The 15,526-nt window shown below is 73.5% G+C and carries 13 protein-coding genes; 4 read left to right on the top strand and 9 right to left on the bottom strand.

Annotated features, from left to right (window positions below; translation table 11 throughout):
- The coding region (locus tag ACFXPX_RS34945) for a serine hydrolase domain-containing protein (protein ID WP_380644480.1) at positions 1 to 1,080 on the top strand (1,080 nt) is incomplete at its 5' end.
- Here ACFXPX_RS34945 and ACFXPX_RS34940 read toward each other — a convergent pair.
- On the bottom strand, positions 1,077 to 1,757 hold the full coding sequence (locus tag ACFXPX_RS34940; RefSeq protein ID WP_380644479.1) for a LysE family translocator: 681 nt from the start codon (positions 1,755 to 1,757) through the stop codon (positions 1,077 to 1,079). The two genes, ACFXPX_RS34945 and ACFXPX_RS34940, sit on opposite strands and share 4 nt — an antisense overlap.
- A gap of 100 nt (positions 1,758 to 1,857) precedes the next feature.
- Here ACFXPX_RS34940 and ACFXPX_RS34935 point away from each other — a divergent pair, with 100 nt between their 5' ends.
- Positions 1,858 to 3,204, top strand: a complete 1,347-nt coding sequence (locus ACFXPX_RS34935) for a PLP-dependent aminotransferase family protein (protein ID WP_380644478.1) — start codon at positions 1,858 to 1,860, stop codon at positions 3,202 to 3,204.
- 79 nt (positions 3,205 to 3,283) lie between these two features.
- On the opposite strand, the gene ACFXPX_RS34930 is transcribed toward ACFXPX_RS34935, so the two are convergent.
- From ACFXPX_RS34930 to ACFXPX_RS34920, 3 genes are read right to left on the bottom strand one after another with little or no spacing between them, the layout of a single operon-like run.
- The gene (locus ACFXPX_RS34930; RefSeq protein WP_380589905.1) at positions 3,284 to 4,195 is read right to left on the bottom strand and encodes an SDR family oxidoreductase; all 912 of its coding nucleotides are present in this window, start codon (positions 4,193 to 4,195) and stop codon (positions 3,284 to 3,286) included.
- The gene (locus ACFXPX_RS34925; protein ID WP_380644477.1) at positions 4,192 to 5,211 is read right to left on the bottom strand and encodes an alpha/beta fold hydrolase; all 1,020 of its coding nucleotides are present in this window, start codon (positions 5,209 to 5,211) and stop codon (positions 4,192 to 4,194) included. The genes ACFXPX_RS34930 and ACFXPX_RS34925 overlap by 4 nt, the downstream gene beginning before the upstream one ends.
- Positions 5,208 to 6,794, bottom strand: a complete 1,587-nt coding sequence (locus tag ACFXPX_RS34920) for a flavin-containing monooxygenase (RefSeq protein ID WP_380589899.1) — start codon at positions 6,792 to 6,794, stop codon at positions 5,208 to 5,210. Before ACFXPX_RS34920 ends, ACFXPX_RS34925 begins: the two co-directional genes overlap by 4 nt.
- 225 nt (positions 6,795 to 7,019) lie before the next feature.
- Here ACFXPX_RS34920 and ACFXPX_RS34915 point away from each other — a divergent pair, with 225 nt between their 5' ends.
- Together ACFXPX_RS34915 and ACFXPX_RS34910 are read left to right on the top strand one after the other, a co-directional pair.
- The gene (locus ACFXPX_RS34915; protein WP_380589896.1) at positions 7,020 to 7,808 is read left to right on the top strand and encodes a MerR family transcriptional regulator; all 789 of its coding nucleotides are present in this window, start codon (positions 7,020 to 7,022) and stop codon (positions 7,806 to 7,808) included.
- 58 nt (positions 7,809 to 7,866) lie between these two features.
- Entirely contained in the window at positions 7,867 to 8,862 is a 996-nt protein-coding gene (locus tag ACFXPX_RS34910) for an ABC transporter substrate-binding protein (RefSeq protein WP_380589893.1), read from the top strand.
- 386 nt (positions 8,863 to 9,248) lie between these two features.
- On the opposite strand, the gene ACFXPX_RS34905 is transcribed toward ACFXPX_RS34910, so the two are convergent.
- The 5 genes from ACFXPX_RS34905 to ACFXPX_RS34885 all read right to left on the bottom strand — a co-directional run bounded on the left by ACFXPX_RS34905 (position 9,249) and on the right by ACFXPX_RS34885 (position 15,412).
- Positions 9,249 to 10,844, bottom strand: a complete 1,596-nt coding sequence (locus ACFXPX_RS34905) for a M4 family metallopeptidase (protein ID WP_380521142.1) — start codon at positions 10,842 to 10,844, stop codon at positions 9,249 to 9,251.
- Between the two features lie 553 nt (positions 10,845 to 11,397).
- Complete coding sequence (locus ACFXPX_RS34900; protein ID WP_380644476.1) at positions 11,398 to 11,739, bottom strand: glutaredoxin domain-containing protein; 342 nt, start codon at positions 11,737 to 11,739, stop codon at positions 11,398 to 11,400.
- Entirely contained in the window at positions 11,736 to 13,775 is a 2,040-nt protein-coding gene (locus ACFXPX_RS34895) for a serine/threonine-protein kinase (protein ID WP_380644474.1), read from the bottom strand. Before ACFXPX_RS34895 ends, ACFXPX_RS34900 begins: the two co-directional genes overlap by 4 nt.
- A 112-nt stretch (positions 13,776 to 13,887) precedes the next feature.
- Positions 13,888 to 14,541, bottom strand: coding sequence for an alpha/beta fold hydrolase (locus ACFXPX_RS34890; protein ID WP_380644473.1), 654 nt, complete (start codon positions 14,539 to 14,541; stop codon positions 13,888 to 13,890).
- 109 nt (positions 14,542 to 14,650) lie between these two features.
- Positions 14,651 to 15,412: a dienelactone hydrolase family protein gene (locus ACFXPX_RS34885; protein ID WP_380644472.1), complete on the bottom strand. Its 762-nt coding sequence runs from the start codon at positions 15,410 to 15,412 to the stop codon at positions 14,651 to 14,653.
- Between the last annotated feature and the right edge of the window lie 114 nt (positions 15,413 to 15,526).

Below are 15,526 nucleotides of genomic sequence, written 5' to 3'. Positions count from 1 at the left end.
CATCACGCTCGCCCGGGCGCTCGGCGCGACCACGGCGGCCGGGTGAACCCGGCCCCCGGACTCGACCCGCTGGTCGCCCGGGCGGTGCGGGCGGCCGGGCCGCATGCCACCGCCGTCACCGTCGCCGTCGCACGAGGGGGCGCGGAGGAGATCCGGTGCCACGGACGGCTCGGGCACCGGCCGACCGCGCCGCCGTGCACCCCGGACACCGTCTTCGAACTCGGCTCGGTGACCAAGACCTTCACCGCGCTGCTGCTGGCCGACCTGGCCGTACGCGGTGAACTCGCCCTGGACGACCCGGTGGAGAACCGGCTGCCGCCCCACTGGCGCCCGGCGCGCGTCCGTTCCACCGAACCGATCCGCCTGCTGCACCTGGCCACCCACACCTCCGGCCTGCCCCGCCTACCGCCGGGGCTGCTCGCGAGCGCCGCGCCGGCCTGGTCCAGCAACCCCTACGCCGCGTACGGCGACGAGCAGTTGAGGGACGGACTGGCCCGAACCACCGTACGCGGCAGACCGGGCAGCCGGTACGGGTACTCCAACTACGGAGTCGCGCTCCTCGGCCGGGCCCTGGCCGAGACCGCCGCGATGCCGTACGGGGAGCTGCTCGCCGAACGGATCTGCCGACCGCTGGGGCTGCGCTCCACCGGCTGCGCACCGGACACACCGGGGCAGGCGGTCGGACACCGGCGCGGGCGGGCGCTGCCGCCCTGGCGGATCCCCGGCCTCCCGGGCGCCGGCGCGGTACGGGCCAGCGGGGCCGACCTGATGCGCTACCTGAGGCTCCATCTCGACGGGGCGGACGGCGAGTTGGGGGCAGCGGCGCGGGACGTCCAGCGCTTGAGGCTGCGGCTGCCGCACTCGACCGACCGGCTCGGCCTGGTCTGGATGCACCGGCAGTCGGGCGGGCGGGACCTCTACTTCCACTCCGGCGGCACCCGGGGGTTCACCGCCTTCGTCGGCTTCGCGCCGCAGGGACCGGCCGCCGTCGCCGCGCTGGCCAACACCGCGCCCGCGCTCAACGGACGGTTCGTACAGGCGGGGTACGAGCTGCTGCGGGCCGCTGCCCGGGCTGGCTAGACGGCCACCGCCTTGGCCCGGTCGGCGGCGATGTGCACCGCCAGACCGGCGAGCACCGTGCCCATCACGTACCGCTGGACGCGCAGCCAGGCCGGGCGGCGGCCCAGGAAGCCCGCGATGCCGCCCGCGGTCATCGCGATCAGGCCGTTCACGGTGACCGCGATCACGATCTGGACCAGGCCCAGCACCAGGCTCTGCAGGGCGACGTGGCCGCGCTCGGGCGCCACGAACTGGGGCAGCAGCGAGATGTACACGATGGCGATCTTGGGATTGAGCAGGCAGGTCAGGAAGCCCATCGCGAACAGGCGGCGCGGCGGGTCCGGCGGCAGCTGCTGCGGGGCGAAGACCGCCGCACCGCCGGGCTTGACCGCCTTCCAGGCCAGCCAGAGCAGATAGCCGGCGCCGGCCAGCTTGATCCCGGTGTAGAGGGCGGGGACGACCGAGAAGACCGCGGCCACTCCGGCCGTCACCGCGACCAGGTAGACCAGGAAACCGGTCGCGACGCCCGTCAGCGAGACCAGTCCGGCCCGGCGGCCCTGGGATATCGAGCGGGACACCAGGTAGATCATGTTCGGTCCCGGCGACAGCACCATGCCCAGCGCCACGGCGGCGATGCCGAGCACGGCGTGGCCGTCCACGGCGGATGTCAACGCGTCCCACGCATCCAGCTCGTCCATGCGAGGAGGCTAGGGCGCGGAGCCGCCTCGATGCAATGATGGCTTTGCACTCGGTGCAATGAGCCCCCGGCCTCCCGGGGCGCGAAGGAGTGGGGGACCGATGGACGACTACCGGCTGATCGCGGACGAGGTCGCCGCCGACATCATGACCGGACGGCTACGGCCCGGCGGGCAGCTGCCCACCCAGCGGGCCTTCGCCCGCCGCCGGGGCATCGCCGCCTCGACCGCCGGCCGGGTCTACCGCGAACTCGCCCGGCGCGGGCTGACCGTCGGCGAGGTCGGCCGGGGCACCTTCGTCCGGGCCGGGCGCGGTACGGCGGCCGACGACGGGCGGATCCCGCTCGCCGAACCGGCCGACGCGCCGATCGACCTGGAGCTCAACTACCCCACCGTGCCCGGGCAGTCCGAACTGCTGGCCGCCGCACTGGCGCCGCTGCTGCGGGCGGACGCGCTCGGCGAGGCGCTGCGGCCGGTCGGCGCGGCGGGGACGGCGGCCGCCCGGCGGGCCTTCGCGGACCTGCTGTCGACGGATGCGGGCGACTGGGGCGCCGACCCCGGGGAGCTGCTGTTCGCGGGCAACGGGCGGCAGGCGGTCGCGGGGGCGCTCGCCGCGCTGGTGCCGCCCGGGCGGCGACTGGGGGTCGAGGCGCTGACCTACCCGGTGGTCAAGGCCGTGGCCGGGCAGCTGGGCATCCGGCTGGTGCCGCTCGCGGTCGACGAGCACGGGCTGCGGCCCGACGCCCTGGCGGCGGCCCACCGCGCGGCGCCGCTCAGCGCGGTGTACGTCCAGCCCCGGCTGCACAACCCGCTCGGCACCAGCCTGCCGCCCGAGCGGGCGGCGGCCCTGGCCGGGGAACTGCGCCGACTGGACCTGCCGGTGGTCGAGGACGCGATCTGGTCCTTCCTACGGCCCGGGTCGGCTCCGCTCGCCGCGCTGGCGCCCGAGCGGACGGTGCTGGTCGACAGCCTCTCCAAGCGGCTCGCCCCCGGACTGACCACCGGGGTCGCGGTCGTCCCGGACGCGCTGCGCGAGCGGGTCGCGGGGGCGCTGCGGGCCGGCGGGTGGACGCCGAACGGCTTCGCACTGGAGGCGGCGGTGCGCTGGATCGGGGACGGGACACCGACCGCGGTGGCGGCGGCGAAGCGGGCGGACGCGACCGCCCGGCAGACGCTGGCCCGGGAGGTGCTCGCCGGACAGCGGCTGCGGGCGGACCCGTGCTCGTACTACCTGTGGTGGGAGCTGCCGGGGGCCTGGCGGGCGGAGACCTTCGTCGCCGCGGCCGCCCGGGCGGGCATCTCGGTCACACCCGCGGCTGCCTTCGCGGTGGACCCGCGGAGCACGCCGTCCGCGGTGCGGGTGGGGCTGGCCTCGCCGCCGTTGCCGGTGCTGGGGTGGGCGCTGGGGGTGCTGGCGGGGATCGCGGGGGCGGGTGAGGGTGGCGGGTGACAACTGACAGATGACAGATTTCGAAAGTTGTTATCCGTCATCTGTTATCCGTCATCTGTCAGTTGTCAGCTGTTCGCTGTCAGCCGTCAGTCCCCCGCCCCGTCCGCTCCCTCCGCACCGCGGTGTCAGCCGCGCCGCCGGCCCCGACCGCGCGCAGGCGGGAGGCGGCGGTGGCCGCGAGCTGCGGGGCGAGCTTGGCGACGTCGCGGGAGCCGACCACGGCGATCAGGCTCGGCAGCAGCCAGCGCACCGGCTGCATCCCGCGCAGCCACGCCTGGGCGTACACATGGGCCGAGCGCCGGGCGATCCCGGCGACGATCCGGTCCACGGCCGGCTCCAGCGGGTACGTCTTGTTGGCCGGCCACGGCAGCCGGCTGCGCATCTGCTTGAGCACGGCGTCCTCGTCGGCACCGCGCACCATGTCGGTGTCGGTCCAACTCAGGTACCCCACACCGACCTTGACGCCCTGGTAGGCGACCTCGGCGCGGATCGAGTGGGCGAAGGCCTCCACCCCGGACTTGCTGGCGCAGTAGGCGCTCATCAGCGGTGCGGGCGTGAGCGCGGCGAGCGAGGCGATCTGCAGCAGGTAGCCGCGGCTCTCGGTGAGGACCGGCAGGAAGGCCCGCGCGGTGGCGACGCTGCCGAGCAGATTGACCTCGATCACCCGGCTGAACGCCCGGTGGTCGCTGTCGGCGAGCGGTCCGCCGATCGCGATCCCGGCGTTGGCGACCACGGTGTCGATCCGCCCGTAGTGCTCCTTGATCCGCTCGGCGGTGTCAGCAAGCGCCTCCAGATCGGTGACGTCCACCTCCCACGCCGTGGCTGCGGCGCCGCACTGCGCCGCGACGGCCTTCAACTCCTCGGGTTCCAGGCCCAGTAGCGCGACCTTGGCCCCGCGCCGGGCCAGCTTCCGGGCCAGCGACGCGCCGACTCCACGGGCGGCCCCGGTGACCACCACGACCTGCGCGGACAGCGGCGGAATGGCATTCATGCGACGGTGGTCCTCTCGACGGCGGGATCGACGGCGGGATCGACGGCGGGAGCAGGGTCGACGGCAGGAGCGGGGGCGGGCACGGAAGCGGTCCCGGTGGGTGCACCCGCCAGGTGGGCGGAGGCCATCCGGTGGATCTCGGCCGCGACCTCCACCGGACGCTCCAGCGGCGCCATGTGACCGACCCCGGGCAGCAGCAACAGCCCCTGCGGGTCGGCGAGTTCGGCGACCATCCGGTGGGCGTGCACCGGCGGGGTGAGCCGGTCCGCGGTGCCCGCCACCACGGCGGTGGGGGCGGTGATCCGGCCGAGCCCGGCCCGTACGTCCAGCCGGTCGAGCACTCCGGCCCAGTGGTAGCGGACCGCGGCCGGGCAGGCGTGCACGATCCGGGCCGTCGCCTCGACCTGCCCGGCAGGTGAACCCGGCCCCATGGTCGCGTACTTGAGCGCGGCCCGACTCACTCCCGAGACCGGCCCGAGCGGCATCCGGGAGCGCAGCAGCTGCCGGTGCAGGAAGCGCCGCAGACGCGGGGCGCGCAGGCCGTCCGGCAGGACGGTGAGTTCGGCGACCAGGTCGGCCGGGCCGGTGGAGATCAGGACGTTCGCGGCGGTGCGCTCGGCGACCTCGGGGCGGCCGCCGGCGGCCATGATGGTCATGCCCCCCATGCTGTGCCCGGCCAGCACGGCCCGCTCCCCCGCCGGGACGGTCCGCGCGAGCACGGCGGCCAGGTCCTCGGCGAGTGCCCGGGTGGAGTAGCGGGCCCGGCTGGGCGGGATCTCGCTCTGCCCGTGGCCGCGCTGGTCGTAGGCCACCAGCCGGTAGCGGTCGGAGAGTTCGCGGATCACCGGGGCCCAGAAGGCGGTCGAGCAGGTCCAGCCGTGGGACAGCACCACGGTGGGAGCGCCGGGTTGGCCGTGCACCTCGACGTGCAGTCGGATGCCGTCCGCCGATCGGATGCTCAACTCCTCGACGGGCGTGGGCTGGACGTACTCGGCGGGGAGCTGGACGGTGCTCACGCGGTGGCCTCCTGGGCGGCGGTGGAAGCGGCGGAACGGGTGGTCCTCGGCCCGGTGCGCATGATCAGCTCGTACTCGCCCAGGTCGACCTTGCGGGTGGCGCGGCGGAAGGAGGTCGTGGAACCGGGCCAGAGCACGGTGTTCTTGCCGCTCGGGTCCAGGTACCAGCTGCGGCAGCCGCCGGTGGTCCAGACGGTGCGGTCCATCCGGTGCTGGAGTTCCAGGTTCCACTGCCGCTGGGCCCGGACGGTGGGCTGCATGGCGGCGGCGCCCACCGTGTCGAGCGTGGTCAACGCGTCGATCATGTAGTTCAGTTGGGACTCGATCATGAGGATCATCGAGCTGTTGCCGAGGCCGGTGTTGGGGCCGATCACGAAGAAGAGGTTCGGGAAGCCGTGCACGGCCGAGCCGCGCAGCGCCTCCATCCCGTCCTTCCACTCCTCGGCCAGGCTGGTCCCGTTCGCGCCGAACACCCGGGCTCCGACGGGCATGTCGGTGACGTGGAAGCCGGTGCCGAAGACGATGGCGTCGACCTCGTGCTCGCTGCCGTCGGCGGCCACCAGGGTGGAGCCGCGCAGTTCGCGCAGGCCGGAGGAGACGACCTCGGTGTTGGCCGCGGCGAGCGCCGGGTAGTAGGTGTTGCTGAGCAGGATGCGCTTGCAGCCGATCCGGTAGTCCGGGGTGAGCCTGGCGCGCAGCGCCGGGTCCGCGACGCCCTGGGCGATGTGGCGTTCGGCGAGCTGCTGGACGACGCGCAGCAGCCCGGGGCGGCGCACGAAGGCGTCGACCTGCATCTCGCGGAGCGCGAACAGGGTGCCGCGGCGGATCTTGGCGGTGACCGGCAGCCGGCCGTGCAGCCATTTCTCCAGCTGGCTGATCTCGCGGTCGCGGCGCGGCAGGACCCAGGCGGGGGTGCGCTGGAAGACGGTCAGCTTGCCGACCTTCGGCTGGATCGACGGGATGATCTGGGCGGCGGAGGCGCCGGTGCCGACCATCGCCACCCGCTTGCCGGCCAGGTCGAAGTCGTGGTCCCAGCGGGAGGAGTGGAAGACCTTGCCGGGGAAGGCGCTCAGGCCGGGCAGGTCGGGGATCTGCGGGTCGGCGAGCGGTCCGGCGGCGGAGACGACGGCGTCGGCGGTCCACTGGCCGGCCGCGGTGGTGATCCGCCAGCGGGTCTGCTCGGCCTCCCAACGGGCCTCCAGCACCTCGGCGTTGAAGCGCAGGTGGGGGCGTATCCCGAAGACGGTGGCGACCTTCTCCAGGTAGGCGCGGATGTCGGGCTGGCCGGAGAAGCTGCGCGGCCAGTCGGGGTTGGGCGCGAAGGAGAAGGAGTAGAGGTGCGAGGGCACGTCGCAGGCGCAGCCGGGGTAGCTGTTGTCGCGCCAGGTGCCGCCGACCGAGTCCGCGCGCTCCAGGACGACGAAGTCGGTGATGCCGGCGCGGCGCAGTCGGACGGCCGCGCCGAGGCCGCCGAAGCCGGAGCCGATCACGGCCACCCGCACGTGCGGTACGGCCTCCGTCGCGGCGCCGGGGTCGGGCGCCGGGGTCGCGCCGGGGCGGGGGCGCTTGCTGCTGGATGCCATGCGGCCTCCTCCTGAGGGTGGGGCGGTGGTCTTCACGCTCTTCCGGGGGCGGCGCCCTCGGAAACCTCCGGGGCCGTGCCCCGGAACCCTGCCAATCGCGCCAGTAATCACTGGCATGGTTGGCAGGGTAGTCCTTGCTGACACCGGATGGAAGAAGCACGACGGCCCGGATCCACCGGAAGTCCCCGGACTTCCCCCAGGGCCCGCCGCCGACGTGACGGACCTATGCTGATCGCCGTGGACAAGGTCAGAGCTGCTGCGGGCGACAGAAAACGCGAGTACCGGGTGGAGGAACTGGCCGAAGCGGCCGGGATCACCACCCGCACCCTGCGCTTCTACCGTGAGCGCAAGCTGCTCCCACCACCCCGCAAGGAGGGCCGGATCGCCTGGTACGGCGAGGAGCACCTGACCCGGCTGCGGATGATCGGCGAACTGCTCGACCGCGGCCACACCCTGGGCGGGATCGCCGAACTGATCGGCGCCGGCGAGAGCGGGCGGGACGTCGCCGAGCTGATCGGGCTCGAAGCCGCGATCGTCGCCCCCTGGTCGGACGAGACCCCGGTGCGCCTGGAGTGGGAGGAGCTCAAAGCCGCCTTCGGGGACCAGCTCACCGAGGAGAACACCGCCGAATCGATCGCCCAGGGCTACATCACCGTCGAGGAGGACGGGATCACCCACGTCAGCCGCCGGCTGATGGACGCCACCACCGAGCTGGTCGCCGAGGGCGTACCGCTCTCGGCCGTCCTGGACGCCAGCCGGCGCACCCGGGAGCACGTCGACGCCATCGCCGAGATCTTCATCGACGTGGTCAGCGACCACCTGCTCAGCGTGCTCTCCGCCGACACCCCGCTGGCGCCGGGCGAGGCGGCCCGGCTCACCGAACGCATCCTGCGGGTACGGCCGCTCGCCCGCACCGTCGCCGACGCGCAGTTCACCCTCGCGATGGACCGCCGGGTGCGGGCCGAGTACGCCGAACTGCTGCGCCAGCGACGGGAGTACGACTCCGAGGCGTAGCGGGTCGGCTGGGCGGGCAGGGATTTCCGCGCCCCGTCAGTCCGTTGAGGAGCCGCCGATGCCCCGCACCCTCGGCCGTCGAACCCCCGACCGCCGAACTCTCAGTCGCCGCACGGCACTCGGCCTCGCCGCCGGGCTCGCCCCGGGCCTCGCGCTCGCCGCCTGCGGGGCCGACTCCCCCACGCCGGGCGGCGGTCCGACCGGCTCCGGCGGCACCCGTACCGTCCAGCACGCGCGCGGCACGAGCACCGTACCGGACCGGGCCGCGCGGGTGGTGGCCCTGGACACCGACGCCCTCGACTCGGTGGTCACCCTCGGGCTGAGCCCGGTCGGCGCCACCACCGTCAGCGAGGGCGCGCCCTTCCCCGGGTACCTCCCCGCCGAGCGGCTGGCCGGGACGAAGGCGGTCGGCGCGATCGGCCAGCCCAACCTGGAGGCGATCGCGGCGCTGCGGCCGGACCTCATCCTCAGCAACCAGGTCCGCGACGACAAGCGGTACGACCAGCTCTCCAGGATCGCTCCGACCGTACTGTCCAGGACCACCGGCCCGACCTGGAAGGAGAACGTCCAGCTGCACGCTGAGGCGATGGGGCGCGCGACCGAGGCCGAGACGGCGGACGCGGCGTACCGGACCAAGGTCCGGGACCTCGTGACCGCACTGGGCGGGCCGGCCAAGGCAGCGGCCACCCGGGTCGAGATGGCCCGCTTCCTGGCCGGCGCGCCCACCCGGCTCTACCTCGACGACACCTTCGTCGGCTCACTGTTCAAGGACCTCGGGCTCGGCCGCCCGGCCAACCAGGGCAAGCCGGGGTTCTCACTGGAGATCAGCCCCGAGCAGGTGGACCAGGCGGCGGCCGACGTCATCTTCTACTCGGTGTACGGGGACGCGGCGAAGTCCGACCGGGCCCGGATCACCGAGGGAGCGCTGTGGAAGAACATCGACGCCGTCCGCACCGGCCGGGTGTACCAGGTGGACGACAGCCTCTGGATGCTCGGCATCGGCTACACCGGAGCCGGGCTGATCCTGGACCAGATCCGCAAGGACCTGGCGTGACGGCCGGCGGGTGGGGGCGGACGGCCGGCGACTGACAGATCACGGCGAACAGATCACAGCAAACAGATAACAGATAACAGATGACAGATTTCAACATCTGTTATCTGACATCCGTTATCTGTTCGCTGTCGCCTGTCGCCTGTCGTCTGTCGTCTGTCGCCCGTCAGCCGTCCGACGCACCCGACGCCAGAACCCGAACCCGGGCCCCGCAGCGCCACCCCGCAGCGCCGCCACGCACGCACGACGGCGGGGGCGACGGTGGTCCGCACACCGTCGCCCCCGCCGCCCGACCCGGCCGTTCGGCACCCACAGTCCGACCGGGACCTGCTCGGACGCGCCCCGGGTCGGGCCTGCCCAACTCAGGCCCGACCCGGCTCAGGCCCGAGTCAGTTGACGTTGACCGCGGTCCAGGTGGCCGCGACCGCGTTGTACTCGGCGCTGTTGGCGCCGTACAGGTCCGACGCCGCGCTCAGGGTGGCCACACGGGCGCCCGCGTAGTCGGTCGTCGAGGTGAAGTACGCGGTCAGCGCCTTGTACCAGATCTGCGCGGCCTTGTCCCGGCCGATGCCGGCGAGCGAGGAGCCGTCCGCCGTCGGGCTGTTGTAGTTGAACCCGTTGATCGTCTTCGCGCCGCTGCCCTCGGACAGCAGGTAGAAGAAGTGGTTGGCCACGCCGGACGAGAAGTGCACGTCCAGGTTGCCGACGTTGGCGTCCCAGTAGTCGGCCGAGTTGCCGTCCTGGCTCGGCTGGTCCATGTAGCGCAGCGGCTTGCCGTCGCCGTTGATGTTGATGAGCTCGCCGATCTGGTAGTTCGGCGGGTTGGCGGGCAGGTTCGCGTACCACTCCACCATGGTGCCCATGATGTCGGAGGTGGCCTCGTTGAGGCCGCCGGACTCTCCCGAGTAGTTCAGGTTGGCGGTCGCCGCGGTGACGCCGTGGCTCATCTCGTGGCCGGCCACGTCGAGTTCGGTGAGCGGGGCGCTGTTGTTGTTGCCGTCGCCGTACGACATGCAGAAGCAGTCGTCGCTCCAGAACGCGTTGACGTAGTTGGAGCCGTAGTGGACCCGGCTGAGGGCGCCGACGCCGTCGTTGCGGATGCCGTTGCGGCCGAAGGTGTTCTTGTAGAAGTCCCAGGTGGTGGCGGCGCCGAACTGGGCGTCCACGGCGGCGGATTCGCGGCTGTTGTTGGTGCCGTCGCCGAAGCTGTTGCTCGGGTTGGCGAACAGCGACCCGCTGCCCGACTCGCTGTTGCTCATGTCCGTGGTGGACTGGCCGCCGCGGCTGGTGTCCTTGAGCTCGAACTGCGAGCCGTTCTGGTTGGTGTTGAGGGAGACCTGGCCGACGAAGATGCCGTTGCCGGTGCCGGTGGCGGTCTCGATCTTCTCGTGGGTGGAGAGGACCTTGCCGTCGGCCGCGTCGGTGACCAGGATCTGGGCGCTCGGGGTGCCGTCGGCGCGCACGCCCTCGACGGTGGTCCGGTAGGCCAGGCGCGGGTTGCCGTCGGTGGCCCAGACGACCAGCTCGGCCTTGCCGACCTGGTGGACGCCGGTGATCGGGGCCTGGTCGGCGTCGATGGTCTGGCCGATGGTGGCCTTGACCGTGCCGGCGGCCTGGTCGGCGGCCTTGTCCGCGGGGATCTTCGGGGTCAGGCTCGGCAGCGCGATCCGGGCGGAGACGGCCTTGTCGACCGACTTCACGCCACCGTCGGACTTCTGGTGGACGACCAGGTCGCCACCGATCACCGGAAGGCCGGCGTAGGTGCGCTCGAAGCGCAGGTGCTTGGTGCCGTCCTGGTCGACGACGGCGTCCTTGGCCACCAGCTTCTCCTGGCCGCCGAGGCCGAGCACCTGGGCGAGCGGGGCGGACTGGCCGTTGGCCACGGCGAGCACGGCCGCGTGCTGCGAGGCGGCCTGCGCCTGCAGCGACGGGGCCGCGGGGGCGGCCTGGGCGGTGGTGGCCACCTGGATGACACCGGTCAGCATGGCCGTGGCCGAGAGCACGGCGACAGCAGCGAGCTTACGCTTCAACGTAAGAGTCCTTCCGGGAAACCGCGTCTGGGCGCGGTCGCACCACGCTCCGGGGGCCGGGGTCGGCACCTGTGGGGCGGAGCGGGCGCTGACGTGCAGGAACCCCGTGCGGTCGAGCGGCTTGCCACCGAGGGGTGGGGGTGGGGGCTACCGCTGGGGGGTGACCAGAAGCATGACAATCCAACAGATGAATTGACAGGTCTGCATCAGTGATTGGCCAGGTCCCGCCAGTTGGTAAAGGGATTCAAAAGGCGGTCAAACCGGGGCAATGCGAGCGGCCTTGCAGGGGGTTCCGATCCGAACCAGGCCCGACCGCCTGCGCCGACAGCGGATCGGTCACCGACCACCGGCCGGGGTGTCAATACCGATGACCGGCCGATCGGCTTTTACATCCTTGTAGAAGTTTCCATACACACCCTTGACGCCCCATTGGCGAGGTCCCGCCATCGAACGCCCTTGCCCGCCGGGGCGACGGCCTGATAGGACCGGCGCCCCGGTGACCGGCCGCCTACGCGCCGTACTCCCGTGCGGCGGCCAGCAGTTGACGCAACGAGGGGTTCACCATCGGACGGCCGGCCACCCGCACCGTCGGCACGGTCTCGTTGCCGTCCGCGACCGAGCGCACGTAGGCGGCCGCGTCCGGGTCCTTCCAGATGTCGACCCGGGTGAAGCGGCGGCTGTACCGCAGGCGGGTGAAGAGCAGCCCGAACCGCAGCTTCATGCAGTAGGTGCACAAGGGGCGCCAGTAGAGCACCACTTCACCGCTCCCGGTCACCCCGTCCGTCGCCGCGCCGTCCGTCGCCGCGCCGCTCGTTGCACCGCTCGCCGCGCCGCTCGTTGCGTCCGTCACTGCAGCCTCCACTCCTGCGCCGTGTTCCCGGGTGTGCACGCGACCATGGTGAGCTCGTTGCCGGGGCCGTTGTCCGTCATGCACGACTGGTTCTGGTAGTCGCCCAGCGTGTACGAGCCCGGGGTGCTGCCGTTGCGGACCGTCCACCGGGTCAGGAAGCTGAAACCGTTGCTCAGCACGACCTTGCCGTCCATGGTCTGGACGAGCTGGGGGCCGCCGTTGTTGCAGGCGTTGAACAGGATCCAGTTGCCCGGGTCGGTGGCGCGCACCCAGCCGTACTGCGAGGCGCCGCCGAGGACGATCGGGTTGTCGCCGTTGAGGTTGTCGCTGCGCATCCCGATCGGGCGGCCGTCCTTGACGCTGACGATGGTGCTCCAGCTGCTGCCGCCGCAGGACGCGGGGCGGCCGGCCGCCGGCGGGGCGGGCGGGTTCCCACCCGCCGACGAACCGCCCGAACCGCCCGAACTGCCCGAGCCGCCTGAACCGCCGCCCTGGGAGGCCGGGTTGCCGGGCTTGGACGGCGGCTGGTCCGCCGCCGTCCCCCCGCCGGCGGGCTGGCCACCCGAAGCCCCTCCGGCGGCCGCGCCGCCACCGGGGTTCGAGCCGCCGCGCCCCTGGGCGCCGCCGCTTCCGCCGCCGCCCTGGGCCGGTACGGGTACGGGCAGTTGGGTGCCGGGCGGCGCCCAGCCGACGGTGGCCTGCTGGTCGGCGCTCGGGGCGGCCGACGGGGTGTCGGTCGGTGACGGCGTGACGGGTCCGGAGGTGGTTGCGGCCGGGGTGGTGGCGGCCGGGGCCGCCGGGACCGTCACCACCACAGTGGGCTGGGCGGCGGGCGGCACGGCCGCGTCGGACCGGCCGGGGCCGCGGTCGACCAGCAGCACCGTCGCCGTGCCCATCGAGATCACGATCGGGACGACCACCGGGAGCAGCAGGGTACGGCGCGAGCGGCGTCGGCCCGGCTCGGTCTCCGCCTGCGGGTCCGTCCGCACCAACTGCTCCGGAGCGGCTGGTGCGGCGCCGACAGCGGCCCCCGCCGGGACGACTGCGGCGGCGTCCGCGGCACCAGGAGCCGCACCGGCCGGGTCAGCGGGCGCAGCACCGGGCGCCGCACCGCCCGCCGGGGCCGCACCGCCCGCCGGGGCCGCACCGGCGTCCGCCCGGAGGTCGACCGTCCCGCTGTCCGCAGCCTTCCGGGCCGCCCCCGGCAGCCCGATCGCCACCCGGGCCGCCGCCGCCATCCCGGCGGCGCTCTCGAAGCGGTCCTCGGGCTGCTTGGCCAGCGCGGTGGCGATCAGCGCCCGGACCGCCGCCGGGAAGGTCTCCGGCAACTCCGGTACCGGCTGGTTGACGTGCTTGAGCGCGACCTGCAGCGGCCCCTCGCCCTGGTACGGCACACGCCCGACGAGCAGCTCGTAGCCGACCACGCCGATCGAGTACAGGTCGGAGGCCGGGCCGGTGGTCTCCCCCGAGGCCTGCTCGGGGGACATGTAGGCCGCGGTGCCGATGACCGCGTACGGCGCGGTGAGCTTGGTGCTGGCGACGGCCCGGGCGATGCCGAAGTCGGTGATCACCACCCCGCCGTCCTCGCGCACCATCAGGTTGGAGGGCTTGAGGTCACGGTGCACGATCCCCCGCCGGTGGGCGGCGTGCAGCGCGTCCAGGGCGTCGGCGAGCAGGCGCAGCGCCCGCTCGGCGCTCATCGGACCGTCGTCCTCGAGCACCCGGTCCAGCGGCCGGCCCTCGATCAGGTCCATCACGATGTAGGCGCAGCGGGCGTCGTCGCCGTCCCCGCCGCTCTCCCCGTAGTCGTGCACGCCCACGATGCCGGGGTGGTCGACCGCGGCGACCAGCTGGGCCTCACGGCGGAACCGCTGGAGGCCGGTGCCGTCCTCGAACAGGTCCGCGCGGAGGATCTTCACGGCGACCGGCCGGGCCAGCACCCCGTCCTCGGCCCGCCAGACCGACCCCATCCCCCCGCCGCCGACCTTCTCGACCAGCGTGTACCGCCCGCCGAGCACGGTGCCCGCGCTACTCATCTCCCCTGCCCCCAGGTGTCATGACCCTCCCCGCCGGGTCGTCGGCACACAGTGTGCCAGAGCGTGCCGCGGGCCCAGCAGCCGCTGTGAGGAGGGGGATTGCCCCGGGAAGTCAGGCCTTCCGGGCGATTCGGACCTGCCGGGACACGGCCCGGACGGCCTCGGCGACCACCCCCGGCCGGTCCTGGTGGACGGCGTGCCCGGCCCCGGGCACCACCAGGTGAACGCCGAGGGCGGCACCGGCCGTGATCCGCGCCTGCGCGGCGGTGAAGCGGGCCCGCAGCCCTCGGGGCAGCCCCAGCGTCGCGCTCAGCACGGTGACCGGTACCTCGGGTGACGGCCCTGCGTCCAGGTGCCGGACCAGCGCGGCCAGGTCCGCGACCTGCGCGGCCAGGGTCGGGGCCGGGGAGCGGTCGGGTTCGCTGGCGCCGAGCCCGGCCCGGTCGTACGCCACGACCCTGGCCCACCCGGCGAGTTCGGGCAGCAGCGGGGCCCAGGTGAGCGAGCTGGTGCCCATCCCGGTGACCAGGACGACCGGCACACCGCCACCCGGCCCGGAGCCCGACCCCGGACCGTCGCCCGGCTCCGGCACTGGCACCGCGCCGGGCCCTGCCTCCAGCCAGCGCAACGCCCGTCCGCCACGGTCGAGTTCACCCCGGCGCACACCGCCGGGCAGGTGCTCGGCCAGTGCCTCGGCGATGACCTGCTGCACTCCGGTCGGGGCCGGTGCCCGGCCGGCCCGCACACCCCACCTGCTGGTTGCCACTTCCGCTCCCCCGATCGGCCGCCACGACGGAGCCACCTTACGTCGCTCCGTCCACGACCGGCCGGGGGTGCCTGGGGTGCCTGGGGTGCCTGGGCGGCGAACCGGGGCGCTACGCCGGCAGGTTGCGCTTCAACAGGTCGAACAGTGCCGACCAGTGCCGGGCGTCACCGCCCGCGTCGTACCGGGTGGTGTCAGCCTGGGTGTAGCCGTGCCCGGCGCCCTCGTACACCTCCGCCCGGTGGCGGACCCCGGCGGCGGTGAGCGCCTCGTCGAGGCGGGCGATCTGCTCGGGCGGCATCGACACGTCCTGGTCGGCGTGGCCGAAGTACAGCTCCGCGGTGATGCGTTCGGCGCGCAGGTGCGGGCTGCCCGGGCGGTCGGTGGCCAGGTGGCCGCCGTGGAAGCCGCCGACCGCGGCGATCCGGTCCGGGTGGCTGACGGCGGCGCTCAGGGCCAGGTAGGCGCCGAGGCAGTAGCCGGTGACGCCGATCGGACCGTCCTGGACCAGCGGGGACTCCTCGAACCAGGCCAGGAAGGCGCCCGCGTCGCGCGCGGCCGTCTCCGGGTCCCTGGCGGCGAGGAGCAGCGGGCCGAGCTGGGCGAAGATCTCGTCGCACTGCTCGATGTCGATCATCTCGGGCAGTTCCACCAGCGGTGCGCGGCCGCTGCGGTAGTACAGGTTGGGGACGAGGACGGTGTACCCGGCCTCGGCGATCCGGTCGGCCATGGCCTTCAGGTGGGGCCGGAGCCCGAAGGCGTCCTGGTAGAGCAGCACGCCGGGGTGGGGCAGGCCGTCATCGGGGTGGGTGAGATAGGCGTCGGCGGCGCCGTCTGCTGCCGGAATGTCCACGAGGGTTCCGCGCACAGTCATGGGTGAGAGCTCTCCTTAGGGTCGCGGGCAGCGTAACCGCTGCGGGCCCGGAACCGGGAACGCTCATGTCGGGACGACACGTTGGGCCTGACATGGGGCTGGTCGTGGGAGTGG

This window comes from Kitasatospora sp. NPDC059146 (genome assembly GCF_042786665.1).
In the GTDB taxonomy this organism is placed as follows: domain Bacteria; phylum Actinomycetota; class Actinomycetes; order Streptomycetales; family Streptomycetaceae; genus Kitasatospora.
This window is presented reverse-complemented; position numbering and strand designations above follow the sequence as displayed.

Bases quoted from the DNA above. Each gene is read 5' to 3' on its own strand.
- ACFXPX_RS34940 (WP_380644479.1), bottom strand. From the start codon at position 1,757: ATGGACGAGCTGGATGCGTGGGACGCGTTGACATCCGCCGTGGACGGC.
- ACFXPX_RS34935 (WP_380644478.1), top strand. From the start codon at position 1,858: ATGGACGACTACCGGCTGATCGCGGACGAGGTCGCCGCCGACATCATG.
- ACFXPX_RS34930 (WP_380589905.1), bottom strand. From the start codon at position 4,195: ATGAATGCCATTCCGCCGCTGTCCGCGCAGGTCGTGGTGGTCACCGGG.
- ACFXPX_RS34920 (WP_380589899.1), bottom strand. From the start codon at position 6,794: ATGGCATCCAGCAGCAAGCGCCCCCGCCCCGGCGCGACCCCGGCGCCC.
- ACFXPX_RS34915 (WP_380589896.1), top strand. From the start codon at position 7,020: ATGCTGATCGCCGTGGACAAGGTCAGAGCTGCTGCGGGCGACAGAAAA.
- ACFXPX_RS34910 (WP_380589893.1), top strand. From the start codon at position 7,867: ATGCCCCGCACCCTCGGCCGTCGAACCCCCGACCGCCGAACTCTCAGT.
- ACFXPX_RS34905 (WP_380521142.1), bottom strand. From the start codon at position 10,844: ATGCTGACCGGTGTCATCCAGGTGGCCACCACCGCCCAGGCCGCCCCC.
- ACFXPX_RS34895 (WP_380644474.1), bottom strand. From the start codon at position 13,775: ATGAGTAGCGCGGGCACCGTGCTCGGCGGGCGGTACACGCTGGTCGAG.
- ACFXPX_RS34885 (WP_380644472.1), bottom strand. From the start codon at position 15,412: ATGACTGTGCGCGGAACCCTCGTGGACATTCCGGCAGCAGACGGCGCC.